This is a genomic window from Spiroplasma endosymbiont of Phycita roborella (genome assembly GCF_964031195.1).
GTDB lineage: Bacteria > Bacillota_I > Bacilli_A > Mycoplasmatales > VBWQ01 > Spiroplasma_E > Spiroplasma_E ixodetis_A.
In genome coordinates, this window is the sequence record NZ_CAXIQJ010000004.1 from 650,955 (window position 1) to 674,272 (window position 23,318).

Annotated in this window: 27 protein-coding genes and 9 tRNA genes; 17 read left to right on the plus strand and 19 right to left on the minus strand. The window is 23.4% G+C overall.

Features of this window, described 5'->3' with window-relative positions; genetic code table 4:
• Positions 1-95 precede the first annotated feature (95 nt).
• The 3 genes from AAHM95_RS05650 to AAHM95_RS05660 form a co-directional block, all read right to left on the minus strand.
• Positions 96-1,721, minus strand: coding sequence for a hypothetical protein (locus tag AAHM95_RS05650; RefSeq protein ID WP_342274361.1), 1,626 nt, complete (start codon positions 1,719-1,721; stop codon positions 96-98).
• 22 nt (positions 1,722-1,743) lie between these two features.
• Positions 1,744-2,355, minus strand: a complete 612-nt coding sequence (locus tag AAHM95_RS05655; protein ID WP_342274362.1) for a hypothetical protein — start codon at positions 2,353-2,355, stop codon at positions 1,744-1,746.
• 268 nt (positions 2,356-2,623) lie between these two features.
• Positions 2,624-3,190, minus strand: a complete 567-nt coding sequence (locus AAHM95_RS05660; RefSeq protein WP_342274363.1) for a hypothetical protein — start codon at positions 3,188-3,190, stop codon at positions 2,624-2,626.
• A 542-nt stretch (positions 3,191-3,732) separates the two neighbouring features.
• Between AAHM95_RS05660 and AAHM95_RS05665 the strand changes: the two genes are divergently transcribed.
• A protein-coding gene (locus AAHM95_RS05665) for an IS3 family transposase (RefSeq protein WP_342274002.1) occupies positions 3,733-4,850 on the plus strand; the annotation gives its coding sequence in 2 pieces (ribosomal slippage) (positions 3,733-4,003 and positions 4,003-4,850; 1,119 coding nt in all).
• A 2-nt stretch (positions 4,851-4,852) separates the two neighbouring features.
• Here AAHM95_RS05665 and AAHM95_RS05670 read toward each other — a convergent pair.
• The 10 genes from AAHM95_RS05670 to AAHM95_RS05715 all read right to left on the minus strand — a co-directional run bounded on the left by AAHM95_RS05670 (position 4,853) and on the right by AAHM95_RS05715 (position 6,701).
• Positions 4,853-5,572 carry a hypothetical protein gene (locus tag AAHM95_RS05670; protein WP_342274364.1) on the minus strand — a complete coding sequence of 240 codons (720 nt, stop codon included), beginning with the start codon at positions 5,570-5,572 and terminating at the stop codon, positions 4,853-4,855.
• A gap of 231 nt (positions 5,573-5,803) precedes the next feature.
• A tRNA-Asp gene (locus tag AAHM95_RS05675) sits at positions 5,804-5,879 on the minus strand.
• Between the two features lies 1 nt (position 5,880).
• A tRNA-Met gene (locus tag AAHM95_RS05680) sits at positions 5,881-5,955 on the minus strand.
• Positions 5,956-5,976: 21 nt separating this feature from the next.
• A tRNA-Ser gene (locus AAHM95_RS05685) sits at positions 5,977-6,066 on the minus strand.
• Between the two features lie 13 nt (positions 6,067-6,079).
• Positions 6,080-6,156, minus strand: a tRNA-Ile gene (locus AAHM95_RS05690).
• 7 nt (positions 6,157-6,163) lie between these two features.
• Positions 6,164-6,240 (minus strand) — tRNA-Met (locus tag AAHM95_RS05695).
• Positions 6,241-6,274: 34 nt separating this feature from the next.
• Positions 6,275-6,350: transfer RNA gene (locus tag AAHM95_RS05700), tRNA-Ala, on the minus strand.
• A 13-nt stretch (positions 6,351-6,363) separates the two neighbouring features.
• Positions 6,364-6,440: transfer RNA gene (locus tag AAHM95_RS05705), tRNA-Pro, on the minus strand.
• A 1-nt stretch (position 6,441) separates the two neighbouring features.
• A tRNA-Arg gene (locus AAHM95_RS05710) sits at positions 6,442-6,518 on the minus strand.
• A 107-nt stretch (positions 6,519-6,625) separates the two neighbouring features.
• Positions 6,626-6,701: transfer RNA gene (locus AAHM95_RS05715), tRNA-Cys, on the minus strand.
• Positions 6,702-7,533: 832 nt separating this feature from the next.
• Here AAHM95_RS05715 and AAHM95_RS05720 point away from each other — a divergent pair.
• From AAHM95_RS05720 to AAHM95_RS05780, 13 genes are all read left to right on the plus strand, one after another.
• Entirely contained in the window at positions 7,534-8,052 is a 519-nt protein-coding gene (locus tag AAHM95_RS05720) for a hypothetical protein (protein WP_342273781.1), read from the plus strand.
• Positions 8,053-8,186: 134 nt separating this feature from the next.
• A complete protein-coding gene (locus tag AAHM95_RS05725; RefSeq protein WP_342273782.1) occupies positions 8,187-8,342 on the plus strand; it encodes a hypothetical protein in 156 nt (51 codons plus the stop codon).
• Between the two features lie 2 nt (positions 8,343-8,344).
• Entirely contained in the window at positions 8,345-8,809 is a 465-nt protein-coding gene (locus AAHM95_RS05730; RefSeq protein WP_342273783.1) for a hypothetical protein, read from the plus strand.
• A gap of 2 nt (positions 8,810-8,811) precedes the next feature.
• Complete coding sequence (locus AAHM95_RS05735; protein ID WP_342273784.1) at positions 8,812-9,105, plus strand: hypothetical protein; 294 nt, start codon at positions 8,812-8,814, stop codon at positions 9,103-9,105.
• Between the two features lie 4 nt (positions 9,106-9,109).
• Positions 9,110-9,268 carry a hypothetical protein gene (locus tag AAHM95_RS05740; protein WP_342273785.1) on the plus strand — a complete coding sequence of 53 codons (159 nt, stop codon included), beginning with the start codon at positions 9,110-9,112 and terminating at the stop codon, positions 9,266-9,268.
• Between the two features lie 3 nt (positions 9,269-9,271).
• A complete protein-coding gene (locus AAHM95_RS05745) occupies positions 9,272-9,508 on the plus strand; it encodes a hypothetical protein (protein WP_339041654.1) in 237 nt (78 codons plus the stop codon).
• A gap of 11 nt (positions 9,509-9,519) precedes the next feature.
• The gene (locus tag AAHM95_RS05750) at positions 9,520-10,347 is read left to right on the plus strand and encodes a hypothetical protein (RefSeq protein ID WP_342273786.1); all 828 of its coding nucleotides are present in this window, start codon (positions 9,520-9,522) and stop codon (positions 10,345-10,347) included.
• A 16-nt stretch (positions 10,348-10,363) separates the two neighbouring features.
• Positions 10,364-10,522 (plus strand): hypothetical protein, encoded by a 159-nt coding sequence (locus AAHM95_RS05755; protein ID WP_281747961.1) that lies wholly within the window; start codon positions 10,364-10,366, stop codon positions 10,520-10,522.
• 34 nt (positions 10,523-10,556) lie between these two features.
• Positions 10,557-10,745, plus strand: coding sequence for a hypothetical protein (locus AAHM95_RS05760; RefSeq protein WP_174481134.1), 189 nt, complete (start codon positions 10,557-10,559; stop codon positions 10,743-10,745).
• Between the two features lies 1 nt (position 10,746).
• Positions 10,747-10,932, plus strand: coding sequence for a hypothetical protein (locus tag AAHM95_RS05765; protein WP_281748210.1), 186 nt, complete (start codon positions 10,747-10,749; stop codon positions 10,930-10,932).
• 17 nt (positions 10,933-10,949) lie between these two features.
• On the plus strand, positions 10,950-11,324 hold the full coding sequence (locus AAHM95_RS05770; protein WP_338961095.1) for a hypothetical protein: 375 nt from the start codon (positions 10,950-10,952) through the stop codon (positions 11,322-11,324).
• A gap of 18 nt (positions 11,325-11,342) precedes the next feature.
• Positions 11,343-12,524: a hypothetical protein gene (locus tag AAHM95_RS05775; protein WP_342273787.1), complete on the plus strand. Its 1,182-nt coding sequence runs from the start codon at positions 11,343-11,345 to the stop codon at positions 12,522-12,524.
• A gap of 14 nt (positions 12,525-12,538) precedes the next feature.
• The gene (locus AAHM95_RS05780; RefSeq protein WP_342273788.1) at positions 12,539-13,621 is read left to right on the plus strand and encodes a hypothetical protein; all 1,083 of its coding nucleotides are present in this window, start codon (positions 12,539-12,541) and stop codon (positions 13,619-13,621) included.
• Positions 13,622-13,817: 196 nt separating this feature from the next.
• Here AAHM95_RS05780 and AAHM95_RS05785 read toward each other — a convergent pair whose 3' ends face one another.
• Positions 13,818-14,978, minus strand: a complete 1,161-nt coding sequence (locus AAHM95_RS05785; RefSeq protein WP_338975594.1) for an Mbov_0401 family ICE element transposase-like protein — start codon at positions 14,976-14,978, stop codon at positions 13,818-13,820.
• Positions 14,979-15,050: 72 nt separating this feature from the next.
• On the opposite strand from AAHM95_RS05785, the gene AAHM95_RS05790 reads away from it, so the two are divergent.
• From AAHM95_RS05790 to AAHM95_RS05800, 3 genes are all read left to right on the plus strand, one after another.
• Entirely contained in the window at positions 15,051-16,757 is a 1,707-nt protein-coding gene (locus AAHM95_RS05790) for a hypothetical protein (protein ID WP_342273789.1), read from the plus strand.
• A 150-nt stretch (positions 16,758-16,907) separates the two neighbouring features.
• Positions 16,908-17,042: a hypothetical protein gene (locus tag AAHM95_RS05795; protein ID WP_342273790.1), complete on the plus strand. Its 135-nt coding sequence runs from the start codon at positions 16,908-16,910 to the stop codon at positions 17,040-17,042.
• Positions 17,003-17,245, plus strand: a complete 243-nt coding sequence (locus AAHM95_RS05800) for a hypothetical protein (RefSeq protein WP_281749131.1) — start codon at positions 17,003-17,005, stop codon at positions 17,243-17,245. The genes AAHM95_RS05795 and AAHM95_RS05800 overlap by 40 nt, the downstream gene beginning before the upstream one ends.
• Before the next feature lie 3 nt (positions 17,246-17,248).
• On the opposite strand, the gene AAHM95_RS05805 is transcribed toward AAHM95_RS05800, so the two are convergent.
• From AAHM95_RS05805 to AAHM95_RS05825, 5 genes are all read right to left on the minus strand, one after another.
• Positions 17,249-19,261, minus strand: a complete 2,013-nt coding sequence (locus AAHM95_RS05805; RefSeq protein ID WP_342273791.1) for a hypothetical protein — start codon at positions 19,259-19,261, stop codon at positions 17,249-17,251.
• Positions 19,212-20,453 carry a hypothetical protein gene (locus AAHM95_RS05810; RefSeq protein WP_338975553.1) on the minus strand — a complete coding sequence of 414 codons (1,242 nt, stop codon included), beginning with the start codon at positions 20,451-20,453 and terminating at the stop codon, positions 19,212-19,214. Before AAHM95_RS05810 ends, AAHM95_RS05805 begins: the two co-directional genes overlap by 50 nt.
• Positions 20,454-20,471: 18 nt before the next feature.
• A complete protein-coding gene (locus AAHM95_RS05815; RefSeq protein WP_338977759.1) occupies positions 20,472-20,594 on the minus strand; it encodes a hypothetical protein in 123 nt (40 codons plus the stop codon).
• Positions 20,595-20,598: 4 nt separating this feature from the next.
• Entirely contained in the window at positions 20,599-22,677 is a 2,079-nt protein-coding gene (locus AAHM95_RS05820; protein ID WP_342273948.1) for a hypothetical protein, read from the minus strand.
• A gap of 3 nt (positions 22,678-22,680) precedes the next feature.
• On the minus strand, positions 22,681-23,318 hold a 638-nt coding region (locus tag AAHM95_RS05825; RefSeq protein ID WP_342274365.1), incomplete at its 5' end, for a hypothetical protein.

The window sequence follows — 23,318 nt, forward strand, 5'->3', positions numbered from 1 at the left end:
TAATTAAAACTATTTTATATAAGTAGTATGAATATTAAATTATAGTTATCAAAATTTAACCCATTTTCATAAAATCAACACTTATTTTTAAGTATTTAAATTCACTTTACTTTAAAAGTAAAATTAAAACTATGGGGCTTGGGAACATAGTCACTGCTTATCAAATCTTTTCCAATATGAAATCTAATTTTTTTAATATCATTAGTCTTAATAATATCAGTTGCCTTTAATGATAAATTATTACCATCAATATCTAAAAAACTAAAAGCACTTAACTCATTAATTTGCACCTTTAAAGCTTTAACAAAATATCCTTTAAAAGTAGCAAGTGATTTAATAACAAGATTTCAATTAATATTTGGATTAACCGTCGAATCAGGATAATCTAATAAGAAAAAAGTAGAATTATTTTTTGCAAATTGATACATTTCTTGTCAATATTTATTTTCTAAAAAAGTTTCTAGATCACCAATATTAACATAATCATTAACATTAATATTTTCAATACTATTATTTATTGAATTTGAAAAACCAAAATAATAACTCAATTCCTTATATTTAAAATGATTACCACTATTATCACTAGTCAATAATACATGTGGAGGACTATATTTTATTAATGATTCATCACTATCTACTGCTTCTTGTACCATACTAAAAGGAACAAAATCAATAGGATTAACTTTAAGATAATCAATAACCTCTTCAATACTTGTTGGTTTTAAATCAATGAAATCATAAACAACATTTGGATTAGAAACATATGTTATATAAAAAGGTTTTAATGGAAAATTTGAAGAATATGAATAAAGATTAACATATTCTTTGGAACTATTCACAGCATTACCAACATAATTTAATTCGGGATGATGAACTAATTCGAAATATGGTTCAATAGTAGCTACATCATTAAAATCAATATCTGCTAAAGGAATTGTTGATATTATTGGATAAAGATGAGTATCACTAGCAAATTCTTCTTTATAATCATTAATAAATTTATTAATTTCATCTTCGATTGTTTTATAAACAACAGTATTATCAATTTTATCCGCATAATAAAAATTAGTTGGTAAATAACCATGTGTTCATTGTTCTTGCAAATAATCACTACCATTTGGAAATTTTCCTGAAATATGTTTACTAAATTTTCCTTCAAATTGATTAAACATCATAAATTTTTCATAAAATTTAGCAGTATTTTTAATTAATGCAATTACTGGTATTTTAAATTCAATAAATGAAGATTGTAACTTTAATTTTAAATCAAATTTAGTAACACCATCAGTTTTAATTAAACTCTTATCTAATTCATCATTACTATTAGGTTTATAAAAAGTGAAATCATAATTAGTAATATTAGTTGGAAAAAAACTATCTCATCAAGATTCTTTTATTAATAAATCAAAAACTTGTTTTTTTGATTCTTCTTCAAAAAATGGCAAACGTAAATTTTTATTACTACTATCAATTGGAACATCATTCATATCAACAACAATTGATTCTTCTGGAATATTTTGTTTAAAATAACCAATATTAAAAGCACTCTGCATAGCAAGAGCAATAAAAAAAGTACTAATTGCTAAACCAATTATCATAATTAAAGAAATAGTTATTGTCAGAAAAGTTTTTTTTACTTTTACTGGTTCTACTTTACCAGTAACGTATTTAGTAATATTATTTAGTTTTCTTCAATCATCATTATCTTTCTTTTTAGCCATATATTATTCACCTAAATTTCCATTATCTAAAACTTAATTCATACATTTTAATAATACTTTTAATTAAATATTTTTTATTTTCAATAGTATTTAATCATCAATGCAAAATAGCAATTCATCATAATAAGAGTGCTATAACCGCGAAAATCAATACTGTCATTCGATAAGGACTGTCACTATAAGAAAACATAAAAAAACTAATACCAATAATTATTAAATTAACAATAGAACCAAATATTAAAAAAAATAAACAACTTAAACCAATACCTCTAATAGTTTTAGATAAAAAAACGGGTAAAATCATAATTAAAATTATAAAAGCAAATAAAACAGTACCTAACATTGCTACTACTTTTAATATTGCACTTTGAAAAACTGGTGCTGATGGTATACCAGGAAGATTAGCAACCAATTGACCAAAACCAATGCAATTAAAAAAAATCAAACCAATTCAAAAAATTTGAATAATTAAAATAAATATTCGCGAAAAACCATCACCAAGACTAGTAAAATAAACTCTTGTTAAATTTAAATCTAATAATGAAGGTAAAGGAGTTTCCTTTAATTTCTTTAACTTTTTTTGACCAATAAGATTACTTGTAATTAAAAATTGTTTATCTAATGATTTATCCATATCTTTCACCCATCCTATAAAATAATTATAATGCATTTTATTTAAAAACTATATAGTTAACTTATATCCAAATTTTAAATCTATAAAATAATTAAATTATTATTTTAAAATAAATACAAACATAATTAATAATATCTATTTTAACTACAAGTAATATGAAAAATAAACAATAATTTTCAATAGTTATTGTTTATTTTAATAATATAGTATTGTTTAAATATTTTTTTGATTATATGGAGTGTCCAGAAATACTTACACTTGCTAAGTGTTAATGAGAATCTGATAAATCTATTGAATTTATTTGTTTTCACTTATCAACTTCATTATTTAGACTTTCTATATTTTCATCACATACAGATTGTAATTCAATATTATCCATAATTAATATTTCTTCTTCATTATTTATATTTATTAATTCTTGTGATTTATTTGCATTATTTCTTTCTAAGTTATTATTTGATTTAAAATTAGTTCTAATTTTTTTAAAAATAAAACCTATTAAGCCTCCAACTAAACAAAGAGGTAAAATAGGTAAAATTCAAAAAGACATTGAAACTAATTTATTGTTTTCAACTTGCTCTGACTCTAATTTAAATGTTGCCAATTGTTCTTGATTAAATCATGAAATTTGTTCTTCTGACAGTTCTGCTTTTTGTATTGGAGTTAATAACAAAATTTGTTCTAATGATAATGATTGAATTTCTGATTTTGATAATAATTGCATTGGTTTTGAATTAAATTCTTCAACTTGTTTTACTGTTGTTGAAGCAACTGTTGTGCTATTAAAATACTTATTTATTTTTCCCTCAAAAATTTTTCGTTGTTCTGCTGTCAAAAAATGAATTTGTTTTTCTGTAAAATTTAAAATTTGTTCTTGATTAAATCATGAAATTTGGTCAGGAGTGAATGATTGAATTTGTTCTGGTGTAAATGATTGAATTTGTTTTTCTGTAAAATCTCGAATTTGTTCAGTTGTAAATTGTGTAATCTGACTTGGTGTAAATCATGAAATTTGGTCAGATGTAAAAGAATCAATATATGCACGACTGAATATTTGTATTTGTTCTAATGATAATGATTGAATTTGTAGTTTAGTAAAATCTGTAATCTGACTTGGTGTAAATCATAAAAATTGTTTTTTAGTAAAATCTGTAATCTGACTTGGTCTAAATCATGAAATTTGTTTTGGGCTAAATGCTTGAATTTGGTTTTTAGTAAATTCTACAATCTGACTTGATCTAAATCATGAAATTTGATCAGATGTAAATAATCTAATCTGTCATGGTGCAAATCATAAAATTTGGATGGGTTACACTTTATTGGACACTAATTACATAGACAAGTGAACAAATTAGTTAAAAGAAAGGAATTATAATTATGGTCACTATTAACTCATATTCAGATGAATTTAAAAAACAAATAGTAGCTTTATATCAAAGTGGCAAATCAGTATCTTGCCTTGTTAAAGAATACAATGTTACAAGAGCAGCTACTTACAATTGAATTAAGCAATTTACTAATTCAAGTAGTTTTAAAACTAAAGATAATCTTTCAGATTTAGAAAAACAATTAATTCAAGCAAATAAAGAATTAAAACAGTTACGAATGGAAATTGATATTTTAAAGCAAGCAGCACTAATAATAGGCAGAAAGTAGAGATTATTGCAAATAATAAATCTAAATATAAAATTCGCACAATGTGTCATTTTTTAAAACTCTCTAAATCAACATATTATTTTAATTTAAAGAAAAAAAATAAAATTCAAAATAATATTTATGAACAAGCTGTTATTAGTGCTTTTAAAGAAAATAAAGAAGTTTATGGTACTAGAAGATTAAAAGTCATACTAGCAAACCAAGAAATTTATTTATCACGCAGAAAAATTAAAGAAATTATGAATAAGCATAATTTAATATCAAAATACACTAAATTATCATTCAAAAATTATCATAATAAAGTCAATGATAGTCAAATAACCAATCTTGTTAATAGAAACTTTAATAATAGAATTAAAAATGAAGTTATTGTTAGTGATTTAACTTATGTTCAAGTTAATGGTAAATGAAACTATATTTGCCTATTAATCGACCTATTTAACCGCGAAATTATTGGACATAGTGTTGGAGTTAAAAAAGATGCATCATTAGTATATCAAGCATTTATGCAATCAAATCACTGTTTAAAAGATATTGAAATATTTCATACTGATCGCGGTAATGAATTCAATAATAAAACTATTGATAAACTTTTATTAGCTTTCAACATAACTCGATCTTTAAGCAAAAAAGGATGTCCTTATGACAATGCTGTTGCTGAAGCAACTTTTAAAACTTTCAAAATTGAATTTATTAATGATAAAAATTTTACATCATTAATCCAATTAAAATTAGAATTATTTGATTACATCAATTGATATAACAACATAAGAATTCACAGTACTCTAAACTACCTAACTCCAATTAGTTATCAAAAACAAATGTCTACCAAAAAATAGTCCTAAAAAGGGTTGCCATTCCAAATTTGTTTTGGACTAAATGCTTGAATTTGTTCTTCTGTAAATGATTGAATTTGTTTTAGTGTTAGTGCTCGAATTTGTTTTAGTGTTAGTGCTTGAATTTGTTCTGGTGTAAATGCTTGAATTTGTTCTGGTGTAAATTCTGAAATTTGTTTTTTTGTTAATAATTGAATTTGGTGACTAGTATACATTTCTAAGTTCGAACGAGTCGAACGTTTTTTTCTATTTAAACTTAATGAAGTTACTTTTATCGGTTTTAATGTAAATGTTTGAAATTGTTCTCTTTGAATTATTTTTTTGATTTTTTTATTCTTAAACTTTAAAACTTGTGCTGGTGTAAAGGTTGCAAGTTGTTTTTTAGTAAATCATGAAACTTGTTGTAAAGTAAATGCTTGAATTTGTGCTTTTGTGAAATGTGGTATTTGTTTGGCTGTAAATGCTTGAATTTGTTTTTTATTAAACATTTTAATATGTTTTTGGGTAAATTCTTGTATTTGTTCTGCCGTTAGTAACTGCAGTTGTTCTTTAGAACCCATTTCAATATTGTATAAAAAATTTAATGATAATATATTTTTTAAAATTGGTTCATTGATACCATTTTCTAATGTTAATGCATTATTCACTGGTATCAATGTCTCAACATTATTGCTACTTATGATACTTGAAGATGAGTTATTAAAGTTTAATAAATTGTTTGGCATATTTTTGCTCCCTTTTAAAAATTAAAAACTATTATAAAGTAATAGTTAAATTTAAATAAAATTATATTGATTATTTAAATTATACGTGTATTTTAATATTTTTAATTTACTTAATCAATCAAAAACTTTCTTCCATAATGAATAAAATAATTATTAATTACAACAATAAAAAAAGAGTAAGACCTTTTACTTACTCTCTAAATTAATACTGCTTATGTTTTATTTTCTAAATGGCGGTCTTGACGGGGATCGAACCCGCGATCTCCTCCGTGACAGGGAGGCGTATTAACCACTTTACCACAAGACCGTGGTTGCGGAGACTGGATTTGAACCAATGATCTTCGGATTATGAGCCCGACGGGATACCACTTCCCCACTCCGCGATGTATAAAATTTAATAATAATGGAGGAGGCTGAGGGATTCGAACCCTCGAGCACTTGCGCACTGACAGTTTTCAAGACTGTTCCCTTCAACCGGACTTGGGTAAGCCTCCGAGTATTTAAGTATGGTGGACCCTATCGGATTCGAACCAATGCTCGCCCGGTTATGAGCCGGGAGCTTTAACCAACTAAGCTAAGGGTCCTAGACTATGGTAGCGGGGATGGGACTCAAACCCATGGCCTCTCGGGTATGAACCGAACGCTCTAATCAACTGAGCTACCTCGCCAGTTTTAGTTTAAATGTTTAAACCGATATATAAATGGTGGACCCTATCGGGATCGAACCGACCACCTCCTGCGTGCAAGGCAGGCGCTCTACCAAATGAGCTAAGGGCCCTTGTTTTTAATAATGGTCGGGAAGACAGGATTCGAACCTGCGACCTCTCGGTCCCAAACCGAGCGCTCTACCAAGCTGAGCCACATCCCGATGGTGCGCCTGGCAGGACTTGAACCCACAACCTTTTGATCCGTAGTCAAACGATCTATCCAATTGATCTACAGGCGCATTTAATTACTAAAATTTATAGTAACTCATTAAATCATTAAACCTAATCAATTATAACTTATTAAAAGTAATATTTACAAGTATATTTGCAAATATTATTAATATTTTGGAGGAGCCGATCGGATTCGAACCGACGATCAAAGTTTTGCAGACTTATGCCTTAAACCACTTGGCCACGGCTCCAAATATAATTAAAAAAATTTAAAGACTTTTCAATATTACCAAGACTAGTTACTATTTGCAACTTGTTTTACAATATTATTCATAAAATATTAAATATTTTTTTATTATTTATTTCACTAATTAAAATCTTGGGAGCGTGTCGAAGATGTCGATAACTAAAAAGTTTTAAAAATAGCTCCTTTCTTTTTTAAATCCTTAAATTAAAAATAAATGACAAAAGATGAGAATAAAAATCTTGTCTTTTTTTTGTAATTGTAAAATTTTAAAATTTTTAATAAACCTCTTTAACGCTATTATCAACACGTGTTAGGGAACTAAAAAAGTGAACTACAACACAGTTGTTAAAAATAGTAGCTAGCATGTGGACTTGCATGAATAAATAAAAAGTGGAGTGATACCTAATAAAATATACTAACCATTAATGGTAATTCTTGGGGTGGGAGCGAATTGGAAACTAGTATATATAGACCTGTTGTAGGGACCTATTGTATTAATTCTATTCTTTATTTAACCAACCTTGCCACTCCCCAGTGAGCAAGTGTTGGTTTTATTTTTTATTTTTTTTGAAAAATTTTTTTGGGCGAGAAAATAAATTTCAAACTTGTAAAAAAAATTGAGCGGTGCCGGTTCAATTAAAATATTAATTTATTAAACATAAATTAAATAAATATTGAATCGAATGCCTCGATTTATTTTTAAAATTTCATAATTTATTTTTGAGCCCAGTTTTCATGGAATGAAAAAAACGAATAGTGTGATTATTAATAATTAAAAAATCAAAATATATGTTCTTTATGCTAGAAGCAACAGAACATATTAGGAAAGGATTATTATGCAAATAGAATTTAAAAAAGAACAAATTGTAAAAGATAAACCACAATCTATTCTTATTGATTATGGTGAATATAAATTACAATGTCCAAAATGAATGGTTAAAAATAATAGTTTTATTGCTGATGATAAATATACATATTGAGTTTTTAATTTAGAAAATATTAAAAGAGAATTAAGTGGTAATGAATTAATAAAATTATTAGAACCCTATATTAAAGACCAAAAAATAACTGTTAATCAACCAATTACTCCAAAAGAATATTATCTTAATGATATCAAACTTGAACCATTAACATTTTATGAACAGCATAATAGTTGATTTATTGGTGAAATAACAGATAACAAAACTAAAATTACTAATCCTTGTTTTAAATATAACATTACGTGAGAAGAGAACAGAAAAGATTTTAAAATAAATAATCCATATAAACATGATGATTTACCAATTAATTATATAGTTACTTCCTATAAAGAAAAATCAACTCATAATGAAAAAGTATTTTTGTTGAACATGTAAACAAAATAAATTAGATTATTTATTCTTTAATACTAAGGATATAAAAAACAAGAAAATATTTTTAAGAGATAAAAATAATAAAGCAATTTGTTATGACTGTATTTTAAATATTAGGTTAAGTAGGAGGTATAAATATGAATAAAGAAAAAATAATTAATTATCTTGAAAATGAATTTATGGAATTACTTAAAGATGATATTAGTAGTGAAATTAAAATTAATATTAGTAATTGAAAACTTAAATTAATAATGAAATTACAAGAAAAAATTAAAAATGGTGAATTTGATTAATTATGCAATATGACTTAATTATTGGAATTGACCCCGCTGGAATTGGCAACAATGGAATTGTTATTTATTCAAATGAAACTAATAATATTATTTTTAATGAAACGTTTAATACATTAACTGTTTTATGAACTAAAAATATGTATAAAGAAAAATTTCAATTAATTAAAGAAAAATTTATTAATAAAAAAATATTAGTTATTGTAGAAAATTTCTTTTTAAGTTCAAAACAATTATTAACTAATCCATTAGCAACTCCTAAAATTATTGGTGCATTAATGGTATTAGTACAAGATGTTTTCAACTGAGATTATTTCGAAAATCACCCAAAAAATAAAAATAAAATAACAGAATATAAAGGAAATATAAAATTAACAAAACATGAACAAGATGCTTATAAGCATATTCAATATTATTTAAAAAATCATAAAAAAATATTAATTTTTGATAATTATTTAAGGAAATTATAAAGATGAAAGAGAAAGTAAATTATGTCAAATTAACAGTAAAACTAAGTAACACTATTGAAGCAAAATATTATGAAAAAGGTAATAAAGAATTATATTATAGTGTTCGAGGTCAGTGAAATGGATTAAACTATGTTACTTTAATTTTTAACAACCCAAAATTTTATAGACGCTGTATTTTATTAAACAAAAATGATGAAATTATAGTAACTGGTCAAATCTTTAATACTTTAAACATTCCTAAAAATCGTGCATTTTGTTCAATTAATGTTAAATGATTTAAAAAATGAAAAGAGTAAAAAAATGATATTATGAAAAATTTTATTAATAGTACCAATATTAATAACAAGCATAACACTAATAATATTTTTAATATTTATTATTAAAGAATTAAAAAATGAATATAAAGTATTAAAAATATTAAATGAAATTGCTAATCAAATTAAAAATAAGGAGAAATAATTAATGATAATATTACCTACTTTGTTTGAAAATAAAGATGAAATTGAAATATTATCACCATTTCCAAAAGCAATTCATACAAGTAATGATATTAGAGCAATTATTTTAAGACAATATCCAAATGTTAAATCAAAACACATAATTGTTTCTGAACCAGAAAGTAATGTTGCATTAATAGTTGGTGATAATGATGTTTATCAAGGTTGAATTAAAGTAACAATTAAAAAATTAGAAAATTAAAGGAGAATAAAATGCCAAGTATAGAAAATACACAATCAAATTATACTTTAACTAAATTAATTAGAACTGGTATAAGTCCAATTTGTGCAATGATTGGTACAAGTGCTTATTATGGTCAAGTGATTGTAAATCCAGTATTAGGTTCAATTAATAGTTTATTATTTGGTAAAAAATTAGGTTTAGATATTTGAAATTTAAATCAAAGACCAAATACTAAAACTAAATTAATTAATAGTTCTAAAAAAATATTATTAGGTTTAGGAACAATTGGATTAGCAAATTATAGTAAATGAACAAAGAATAATATTACTCCAATTATTCCACCAACACCAATGCCAATAATTACTACAACTACAACTGAGGGTCCTCCATGATTACTATTAAATAAACAAGAAAATCAGTCATTAATGGATTGAGATACATATATTAGTTTAAATGCTTATGGTATATCAAATCTTATTAGTGGATTAACTGAGTTAATACCTAATAAATTTGAAACAATAAGAAAGATTTGTAATATGGCTACTGGTGGATGTTTAATATCAAGTGGTGTTGCAATGGGTATAAATAATGATTTTAATAATGCTTATGCTATACCTACAATAGTTGCTGGTGCAAATGAAATTATCCATAATTTACTACCTATGGAAACTACAAATCATATTGAAAAAATGCAAGAAACACCATTTAATGATGAAACATCAAGATTAGTAAATGATAATAGATTTACTATTAATAGTGAAACAACTAGTCAATATGGTAGTGATAATATGAGCGAAGTACCATTAAATCATGATAATGCTTCACTAAATTGAGATTATAATCACATGAGTTTATAAAGGAGGTGAATAATTTATGAATAAAGAAAAATTACTTGAATATTATAATAATGAAATTCAGACATATAAAGAGAGAATGGAACAATTAAATAAAGAAATTGCCTTATTAGTAAGCATTATAAGTAATTCAAAATCGATGATTGAAAGAATTAATGGTGGTCAATTTGATGAATAATTAAAAAATAAATAATTGAAAGGAAAATATTGAAATGAAAGAATTTTTACATGAATTAATAATTATTGGAACAAGTGTTGGAACATTAATTTGCAGAGAAATTATTGTTTTATTAAAAAGATTTATCACAACTCCAAAACATGTTAGAGCAAATAACAAAATTATAAAACATCAAAAAAAATTAGCAAAATTAAATGAAAAGATTAATAAAGGAGAAAAATAATATGACAAAAATTGAATTTAATGAAAAATATAGAAAACAAGATATTAGTATTGATAGAGATTTTGATTTACATATTGATAATTGTTTTAAATTTTCTGATATTGATACATTAGAAAATGCAGTTAATGATTATAAAAAATTAATAAGTGAAATGCCACAATTAGTTAAAGATTGATTATTGGGATAAGATTAGGAGAATGTTAAATGTTAGAAAATGAAGATAATGTTCAACAAACAACTGAACCTTTAACTGAAAATAATGCTCAACAAGAAATAGAAAATAAAGTTAATGAAGCAGAAAATAAGTTAAATAAACTTAATCAAGAAATTAAAGAAAAAGAAATAATTAATATATTTAAAAAATATCAAGTTAAAACTGAATTTTATGATTTTTTAAAATTTAAAACTAATAATTTAGAAAATTCAAAAATTGAAGAAACTATTAAAAAAATTATTAAAGAACAACCAGTATTTAAAGAAATAATTAATACAGGTGGTAAACAACAAACAATAATAACAAATCAACAAAATTCAATAAAAAGTACATTATTGGATTATAAAAAAAATAATAATTTATAACAGAAAGGAAATCAAAAAATGGCAATACAATTCAATAAAAATTTAGATAATACCGAAAAATTAGTAGAAGCACCAGAGTTTATAGAATTTTATAAACAATCAAATTCACCATGATCAAGTTTTTTTCCTATCGAAATGGTTAATTCAACAAAAATTGAATTTATAGTTAAAAAACCAAAAAATTCAGAAATTAAAGTATTAAAATGAAATGATAAAAGCAAAGGATTAGATGTTAGTTATGCTGAAACTGTTAAAATTTTAAAAGAAATTAAAGAAGAAGCGGTTGCGGGTGAAATAATTGCTAATGTTGATTTAAATGCTGAAAATGGACAAAATTTATTAAATACAATGCAATATGAAGTTGCTAATGACTTAGCAGATTATTTAGCAAATAATGATACAAATGTAATTGCAAAATATGCAACTAAAATAGACATTACTGATAAAACACCATTAGGATATTTAAAATCAATGTTAGATGCTTGAAATACTTTATTTCAACTAAGAAATAGTAATAATTGTCGTTTTTTTATTACTAATAATCTTTATGATACTATTGTTTATTTAGCCAATAATAAAGGTCTAATTACTGATAATCAAATTGCTCAACAATTAAGATTAAATGGAAATAATTTATACATCAAAGGTGTACTATGTCAAATTGTAATGGATGATTATATGACATTTACTGATAATAATGAAACTAAAATTATGTCTTTTGTTTTAGCAACACCAAGAGCAATGAAAAGATATATGTTACAAAATACAGTTGTATATGTTCAAGATATTGCTGATGGTAAAGTTGGAAGAAGATATTTAGTTGGTGGAGAAGTAACTGGTGAATCAATACCCTATATAACAGATGAAGAAACAACTTCACGCTGAATGTTATGTGCAATTGTTAATAATGATAAAAATGATTTAAAAACTAAAATTACAAGTTTAACAACTGATATTACTGCAAATGTTAATAACAATAATAGTGAATTAAATACACAAATAAAAAGTACTAATGAACTTAAATCATTAAATCCTAATTTAACAAATCCAACTATTAAATATTTTAGTGATGCACAAGGAAAAACTAATGTAAGTAATCAAAAACAAAAAGCAGGTGACTTATATATAACCATTACTGCTAATGTTAATGACTTAAATTATAAAGGAACAACAAATCCAATTAAAATAACTCTTAAATAAAGGAAATTAATATTATGCCAATCGGTACAACTAGTACAGCAATACTTTTAAACATAAATAAACCAAAACATACTAGAACAAGTAACCAACAAGAAAACAAAAGTTTTTGATGAGAAATTTTAGAAATGATTGGTGTACAAGTTATAGCAGTAGCACTTGCTCCTTTTACTGATGGATTAAGTGAAAGTGTAGCCCTTGGATTAGGTGCAAGTGATTTAATTGCTAGTATTAGTGCTGTTGGTGTAGAATTTTTAACTGATTTTACTATTAATCAAGTTTATGATTATTTAAAAGGAAATGTAACACCATTAAATACTTTTTTTAATATATTACCAGCATTTGCTGGACTTAATAAAATTAGTCGTGGTTATCGTACAAGTAAATTTATTAAACTAGCACAAAAAACTAAAACATTAGAACAAGTGGGAATTAAAGAAGCAAAAAATTTACAAGAAATTATTAGTCAAGTAAGTGGAAAAGAAATTTTAACAGATAAAATTATTGGTAATAAACGTTATTTAATGAATTATAGTTTTACTCCTAATCGTGAAACAGTATTACGAGATTTAGGTTATGTTGCTGAAAGACAATATAAAAATAATTTTCAAAAACTAGAAACAGAAAAATTAATGGAACACTTATTATTACAAAATACATTAATAAAACTAAGTCCACAATTAACTCCTAAATTTAAAATTAAAGATATTGAAAAAGCAAATAACTTTTTAAAAAAATTTAATACTGATTTAAAAGAAGTATTAAAAATGAATCAACATGATTGATTAAATTTAGTTCATACAATACATACAGAAAATAGATATGGAAAAACTTTAATTTTAGATTTACAAAAAATTCGTGCTAATGCTATTAAATTTAATTTTAAAAATAATATTATTCATCAACTTGTTTTAAAAGCAAATCAAACTTTTAAATATTTTGATATTAGATTTTATTTAAAAAAAGGTTTAAATAAATTTTGAAAAGATACACCATATTTTGAAAAAATAAGAGAAAGTATATATAAATTACAAGAAAAATTTGAAAAGTTAGAAAAACAAGCATTTGAAAAAATGGGAGCGTACCGATGTTGTCAATAATATTCAAATTTGTCTTTAAATTATAAGATTAGACGAGAATAATTTAGACTTCAATATGCAATTGTATGTTAATCTTAACACTTGTAAAATATTAGTCAACAATAATACTTACTTTTATAACTCAAAAATTCTTATTAAATTTTACTTTAATAAGTTTTATTTTATTTTTAGTTATCTTTAAATTGAAATGGTTAATTTATAATAATTGTATTGCTGTATTTATTTGATAACATTTAAAATTAACCATTTTGGTATACATATCAATGTTATAAGTTCTATCACCAATCATATGCTTTAAAATTTGTTTAATATTAGTTTCAGTAAAGCAACCAATATTTTCAACTAATGCTTGATTTAATACGCCATCTTTTGCATTAACAAAATAACCAACTTTTAATTTTTTATATTGTAAAGTCAATGATTGTAAAAAATCAATTAATTCATAATATTGACCTTTGGAAAATAAATTTATTGCATTTTGATAGTGTAATTTAGCAATTTTATTTTTTCTTCTTCCAGCCATTATGCCAAGAAATAAAACATGAAAAGCATGGAATTTATCTAAAATAAATTTAGCATTTAAAATTGTAGCAGTTTTTCTAATTCATTTTGCACTATCTCCACAAACTATTAAATTTGCTTGGTCAAAATTTTCAAAAAATAAATTACCATATTTTTCAATTAATTTGGCAGTTTTTTCAGCACCAATTTCTGTTTTTGATACTCTAATTTTACATACAGCTCTTTTATTAATTAATTTTCCATTCTTCTTTTTACCAGTACAAAATACTAATAATCTCATTGAACATTTTTTACAATTTTTAGTATTATGTTTTTCATTAAACTTAAATTTTCTATGTCCATCATCAATATTTACATATAAATTTTGATATGGTTGTAATGGTATTTTGAGGATATTGGCTTTTGGTAATTGAAACTTTTTATATGTTCTACAAACTGTACTATTACTTATTAAACCTTCAATAAAAGTATCACAAACATCATGATACTTTTTACCATCTGCAAAATATTTCAAAATTTGTTTAATAACATTAGGTGCAAGTTTACTATATTTTTTAACACCAAGATAATTATCTAACAATGAAAGAAATTCCATTTTTTGTGTTTTTGGGTTATAATATGTACAAATACGTCGTTTATAAGTTAATAAACCTTTTTTTGTTTTTAATTTTCTTTTTCTAAATCTATATGACTTATATACAGATTTATCACATGCATTTCATAAATAATCATCTATTTTTTTAAATAATTCTTCTGTTTGTTGTAAATTTAATTCATCTTGATTAAAATTGTGTTTGTCTCAATCAAAATGATTTACAAATGGTAATATAAACATTTTTAATGTTCCTTTCAAAATTTTATTTGTTAATAATTTAAGTTTAATTTTTTTTAAAAATAAGGAGTAAATATGGCTTTTATCACTAGTTATGTACAATTAAATAAAAAATATAATCTTAATTTTAGTGATAATAATTATGGTTTTAGTTGGGATATTTTTAAAGAATTTGTTGGTGATGAATGAGCAGAATATTTTACTACCAATTGTTTTTATCGTTTTGTACCAACAGCACGTGGAACAAGAAAAACTTGAAATTGTTTAGCATTTGATTTATTTATATGTTGTAATTTTAGTGATAGTAGTGTTCAAGAAGTAAGAAGATATGAAAATACTCATAGTGAAACTACAATTGGTGCTTTAATGAATGTTTGTCAAGTTTTATTAGATACATATAATATTAATTTATTACCTAATAATCCACATGGTATTAAATGAAAAATAACTAAGGATGGTGGATGTATTATTTTTCCTAATAATCAACAAATTGACTTTATTGGTTATGCTAATGGTAATAAGATTTTTGGAAAAGAAGCCGGTGGTTCAAGTTTTTTAGGTTCAAGAACAGATGAAATTATTATGGCAGAAGAAAAAGAAACACTAACAGAAAAGCAATTAACATATCGATATGAACGTTTACAAAACTCTATGTTTAGAAGTAATCGTATTAAAGTATCAAAAGAACCTATTAAAGAATGAAGTTGAACGTTTATTGATAAAAATATATATAGTCCTAATTTTGGAAAAAAAATTACTCGCTATTTTTATAAAAGTTTCTTTATTACTTTTACATGTAATCCTTATGATAAATATCATCCATTTTATTTAAAATACTGTACGCCATTTTTACCATTAAATGATAAAGTGATGGAAAATCTTAAAAAAAATGGCAAAATTTATTATGAAAATCAAGATATGTTTAGTGGTTTAGGTTTATTTGTTTTAAGATTTACTATTCAACCATTTTGAAATAAATTACCAGATATTCAAAAAAGAACATTATTAGAAATGAAAAAAAGTAATCCTGATGAATTTAATACTGTTTTTTATGGTTTTGAATTTTTAGATAGTGATGTAACAATTTTCCCATTTCAAAAAACTGTAAAGTGCTGACAACGATATGATTTAAAAGAATTTTATAATTCAAAAAAAGATATGTATAAATTTGATTTTTATTCAGTTGGTGTGGATTGAGCAACTGGTCATAAAGACCATACTGTATTTATAGTAGTGGGTTTTAAAGAATATAATAATACTGGTTATTATGATGCTTATATTATTTGTGAATTAGTAGTTACTCCAAATGATTTTATAAATGAAAATGAAAAAATTAATGCTTATGTTAATGAAATTTTAGGATTAATTGATAATTTTGAAAATTTTGAACAAGCAATTTATTTTTATGATGATAAAGCACGAACTGCCATTGATTGATTAAATCAAAAATTAATAGATGAACATAATACTATTTTAATCACACAAACTGCTATTAAACATGCTTCAAATTTAAATCAAGAAGCAGGATTAACTAATAGAGTAGTTTGAATGAGAAACATTATGAGTTATGGAAACTTTTATGCAAATAAAGATGATTTACCAAAGACTACTCAATGTTTAGAAGAATTACGTTATGACCAAAACAAAACTAACATTCCTGATAAAAATATGTATCAAGACCCGTATGATGGATTATTTTATGCATTGTATCCATATAAAAATGTAATTAGGGGTAAAAATAATGCTACTGTGAAAAAAAGCATCTTCACATTTGCCATATAATAAACAACTACAATATCATTAATAGTATAGGTATCACAAAATAAACGCCTTTTATTTAGGCGTTATTTTGCGTTTAAAAACGTACTTGTAAAAATAATCAAAAATAGTACAATTTATAAGTAAAATCAAGGAAAAAAGGAGTAATTTAATATGAAAACATGAATAAAAGCAAATTTAAGTAAAATAACATTAGCATTAGCACTAACTGGTGCTACAACTGGAACAATAGGATTAATCATGGGGGGGTGCTTACCCATAATCTTAGTGGACTTAAATATTATTTAAATTCATATAAAAAACCTATAATGGGTGTTCAGAAAATATGAATGTCTGACATTCATGGTATTTCAGTTTCTATAAAAAGTGAATTTAAAATATACTTTGCTGATAATCCTAAAAAAACAAAATTTTATAATGGTGGAGATACTATTGAAAGAATAGATATACCATGAGATGGCAATTATCCATATGGTTATTTTAATAAATAACATTTAAATTTCTAAATTAATATAAGAAATATTTTCATTATATTTGTCAAATAAATTAATATTAGTTAAGTTTATTTCTTGTTTGTCAGTTATTAAAATTAAATAATAATTACCAGCACCAAATATTCCACTAATTTCAATCCGATTTAAATTATTAATTGGATTTTTAATTTGCAATTCAAATTCATTTTTATTATCAATTTGTAATATCTCTTCATAAAATTCTAATTTAGAAAATAATTGAGATTTATTTGAACCATATAAATTTAAAGCATTCTCAATTTTATTGTTACTAATAATTACTCTTGTAAAGTATTTTCCATATTCGCCATTTCCTAATGTTCAATCTGCTGGAATTAATGACGGAATATTATTGCTTTCTAATTCATTTGTAATAGATAATCAATTAAATTGATTATCATCAAGTTTAAATAATTCATTTTGACTAATATCATTATTTTTTAATTTAATATTATTCATATCTGTAAAATCAAAATATTCAGATTTTAGTATTACTTTTACATCTTTATATTTTCAACTATTATCCTTATTAGAATGTATAGGATTTGATTTTAATTCAAAATAATAAGGTAATAAAATTTTATTATCATCATTTAGACCTTTATTTATTGATAATGTTGAATAAATATACTTTGATAACATAATAAATACTTGTTTAAATATTTTAACTTGTTGCAAATTTATGTAATTTGGATAATCAAGTTCTCATTTTCTAAATAAATTAGTAATAACTTCATCAGGTTTTTGACCTAAGAATTTATTACGTAATTTTGCTATTTCATTTTTATCATCATAATCTGCGCCATCAAAATTTCTATTATAGTTATATGTGTAACTTAGCATATCTAATAATAACTGTTGTAAACTATCAATTGGTGGTTTATCATTTATTTCAATTTCTACATCATAAAATTTATTTGTTGTAGAAATAAATAAATTATAGTTACCTACTAAAAATCATGACTCTAATTTTTTATCTTTTAATTCTATTTCATCTGATAATGGTCATACTTTTAAATTTTTAGAAACATCATAACCTAATTTAGCATTTGTTACTCTTGCATTATTAATAATTTCTTTTCTTGTTTCAGTCCCTCCACCAATAGCAATTAAATCTAAAACTGATTTTTCTTCTCCAATAAATTGTTTTGCTAAGTTTCAAGGTAATATTTGTTCACTAAATCATTGTTGTAATATTCTAACTTTTGGTTGAGTTTCAATAGGCATTGATAATAGCGGAAATGCTATCTTATCTTTAACAAATAACTTTGGGTATACTTCCATATTGTCAACTTCACCAAGTACCTTTATATTGCCAAAAATCATGCTTCTAGGTGCTTTAATTTTTAAACCAGTTACTTTGGTATCTTTATCTAATGGTTTTTGTAATTTAATAATAATTGGATAACCATCTCTTGTTTTAAAATCTTTAATTTTAATAATAGTTATACTTTTAGTACTTCTTGTTTTTGGATTTTGATAAGGTTGTGAATAATTATTAATGATATATAAATTATCAATATTATTTTCAGTTAAAGGTTCATTAATAGATACAGCATATAACTTAAATTGATTTAATAAATTTATTTCTTGAAATATTAAATTTTTAATATCAGTCATACTATATTCAATTGTATTATCATTAATATTAGTACTTGCTCTTTGATTTAATTGCATAGTAAAATCAGATGTTTCAACAGCAGTAGTTTTTAATACTTTATCAATATCAATAAAACCTATTTTAATAGTATTTGCTGAAAATTTTAAACTATTATTTTCATTATTTTTAAATAAACGTTCAATTTCATAAATATATATCGTTCTTTTTTTAAATTCATCATATGCTCTATTAATATCTGGGTCACTAGTAGCACGCATCATATTAGTAAAGTCATAAGGAATGTTATCAATTAAATAATCATTTTCTACTTCTGCTTGATTAAGTTTAGTTTGTTTCTGTGGAAATTTCGTTTGTGGTTTGTTGTTGTTTTCCATTGTTCTCTCCTATTAATTGGTTATTTTCGGGATTAAATAATTTTAATTTAACTGTTAAATTATTAATTTCTTGATCATCATTAATATTAAATGTTTTACTATTTAATAAATCTTTATCTACACTTACTAATATTTGAATAAATTTAAGAATATCAATATTAAATTGTCATAATTTTTGTTCAATATAATTAATAGTTGAAATATTTACTGCTGTACTTTCGGGAACTGATTGTTGTGCTGATTTCTTTTGACTTGGTATATGAATACCACAACGTTTAAATATTTCATTAACATTTCAATCATATATATCAGTTAAATTTTTACCTTTAAAATTACTATTTGTCATATTGATATTTTCGTTTTGTTCATTATTATCTCCACCGCTTTTAAATATGTAATTTTTAGTAACTAATGTTCTTACTGCGTCTTCTATTAAAGATTGAACATTGCCATAAGTTTGACTAAATATAAATTTAGGTGAGTTTAAAATAGTATCTAAAACAATTTGTTCATAAATAACATCTAATGCTTTAATTTTATCCATTACTTTATTACAATCTGCTAGCTCATTTGCTTTATTTCTCATAATTGCTATTGGTATATAGTTAATATTTAGTGTTTGTTCTTGTGCTAAATTAGGGTTATTAATGAATGATTTAAAATCTAATGGAAATTGTTTTTTATTATCACTAATACTATAAATTGCACGATTAATAGTTATTTGTTCATTATTTAATGTATAAACTTCAAATAATCTTACCATTTGTGCATTTTGTTCATAACTATCATAAAAAATAGTACATTCAATTAATTTACCAGTAATATCATAAACTCTTTGTTGTATATCTACTACTTGAAAATATAAGTCATCATTAGCAATATAAATTAAATAAGCACTAATTCCTAATTTACTTAATTTAAAAATTGAATTTCAATTTTTTCTGTAAAATTCTTGTTGAATTAAATATTGTTTAATAGTTTCATTATTAATATCTAATGGAGCATTATATAAATTAGCATTATTTTCTGCTACAAAATCAGTGAAATAAGTTTCATGGTTAAAATCATTAAAACCAAAATAATTTAAAATTGAAGCATGAGTACTTTTATTTTTATTAGTTAAAAATTTTACTTTTTCATTTTGATTATCACTAATATTACTTTTTTCTTTTCTTTTAAATAGACTTAACATAATATTCACCACCTTTTTTTAAAATATTTGATTAATTTTTAATACAATTTTTATAATAATAAATATAATTAAACCTGCTGTTGCTGATGATAAAATTACTCCTATTAAACCTAAAATAATTTTTATAATTTTAAAAAACATAATATTATTCCTGTAATTCTTCTAATTTTTTAAAAATATAATCTCTACCCATACCCCACATTATTCTATTATTATAAATATTAATTTCAGTATCCGCATTAACATTATTATTTGATATTCATAAACTACTTTTTAAAACATTTGTATCTAATTGATAATAAAAATTAATTATTTGTCAACTATAATTTTTATTATTTTCTTTACTAGTATAATCACCAAAACTATAATATATTCTATAATGTGTTTTATCTTTAAATATATATTCTATATGTGTAATATTATTTTTATCTACTACGACTTTACCTACTTCTTTTCAATTTGAACCACTTGGACTGGGTTGTGGTTGTTTTTCTAATATTTCATTAATTGCTTGTAATAATTTTTTATTTTGAGTTTTTAATAATTTATATTCATTATTTTCTAATAAATCTTTACAAAGTAATGAATTTTCTTCATTATTTAATGCAATTTCATTTGTTTCAGTTTTATATTTAAAATAATCATTTGAAAATTTTTTATCTTTTATTTTTTCTTTTAATTCATTAATAGCACCGGCAATAGTTTTATCAGTAGTTTCTAAATTAGGAATTTCTGCACTAATAGCATTTATTTGAAATGCAATAGGAAATTGTGATTTTACATCTTCTAATTTTTTATCTACTTCTTCTTTTTTATAATAATCAGATAAATTAGGAATTTTATTATTGATTTCATTAATTGCAGGAACGATTTGTTTAGAAACTGTTTGTAAAGCATCATCATTGATATTTTGCTTTTTATCTAATAAATTATTAGTTTCTAGTTTTGTGTAATAATCATGTTCAGTACTTTCTTCTGTTATAAATTCAGTTGGTGTATCTATTCCTTGATATTGATATATTTCTTGTATATCACCAATTAAATTAATTTTTCCACGTTCAGGATAGGAATTACCTCCACCACTAAATTTTTTATTTCTATTGTCATAGTAAATAGTTCCAATATTTAAAATATTTTTATTTTGTATTTGTTCTTTATAAGTCATGGAATCAACATTTAACAATTCAAATTCATGAAAAATATTATTTAAATAAATTTTAATTATTTTATAAAATTTCATAAAGTTATTTTCTGTTGAATAGTGATAACTGATTTTAATAAAATATCATTTCAACATTTCTATATTATTATTTTCAACTTTTTTTCATAAAGGACTAGTTTCAATATTAAATCAATTATTTTTGATATCATCAATGTTTTCATTTGTTTTAGTTAATTCACTATTTAATTTGGTAATTTCATTTTCATTAGTAGTAATTCGTTTTTGTTGTTTAGCAGAAAAATCACAAGTTGGTGAATGAGTAAAATCACCAATTTGCGGATTATTTTGTAATGCTTCTGGTGGTAATGTTCCAATTTCATCTGGTCAATCTAAAATCATTGTTTCAGTTTCTTTATCATAACCAGTTGCAACATAACCTTTATTAACAAATTTACTAACAGGACCTCTATATATTTCATTTTCATTATCATCAACTAAATCATCATATAATTTAATTTGTTTTAATAATGTAAATTCTTTTTGTTCTTTAATTAATTCATCAACTTGATTTCTAGTATAAAATGCTTTTAAGTCAATTTTTTCAACATCTATTTCATCATTATTATAACTTGAAAATATTTGTTTTAATTCTGTTAATCTTGCTCATATTTTCATTCTACTAGGTGCTAAATCTCAAACATTAATTGTAGGAGTACTATTTGCACTAAATTGATTACCATTATTAAATTGAATAGTAGCATCAACATTAAATTCAATTGGTGTACGATTAAATACTCAATGTTCAACCATAACATAAACCATATCTCTTAATGTTTCTTTAATTAATTCATCTTTAAAACTATCAAAAGGAAATTTAGATAAAATAAAATCAAGATAAGCATTAATATCATTTTGCGCGCGAATAGCAAAAGTTATAAATCAATCATTAATATTTGGTCATGTTTGTATATATTGTTGTGGAGTTTCTGTAATTTTTCCAGTTAATGGATATCAGTTATTATAATTTTCAAGACTGACATCAGTTCAAAGTTTATTAATCATAATTTATCATTCCTTAAAAAATGCTTGTTTATAATGATGAGTATGTTTTTTTGTTTTTTTATGTGTTATATGTTCAATTTCTTTTTGTATTTTATTTTTACCTTTTTTTATTTTTTTCTTACTTTTTGTTACAACTTGACTATATGCAAACTTTTCTAAATGATGTAATAATCCAGTACCAAATAAAGTATTAACACTAAATTTTAAACCAACATTTTTAAATGATTTGTTAATATTTTCAATAGGATTATTAATAACATTTACTACTTTATGATAAGTTCTAATAGTTCTAAATATTTCTCTATATACTTTAAAACTATCTCTAATTACTTGTTGCACCACTGGTGGAGCAAATGCTATTGCTTTTAATCATTTATTTTGATTAACTCCATAACCAATGTATCAACCACTATATCAACGATATCAATGGAATGGATGTATTTGAGTAACAAAAGTTTTTGCTTTAAGAATACTATCAACAACTGTAATTGGTTTATATTTAGGATTGCGATGATAAATAGTAATTGCACATTTATCTAATGACAAAGGTTGAATTTTACAACCCATAAATACTGGTGAATTTAATGGAATTAATTGTGCATGTTTAATTGCTCTTTTTTCTGCACTAGTAAATAAATCAG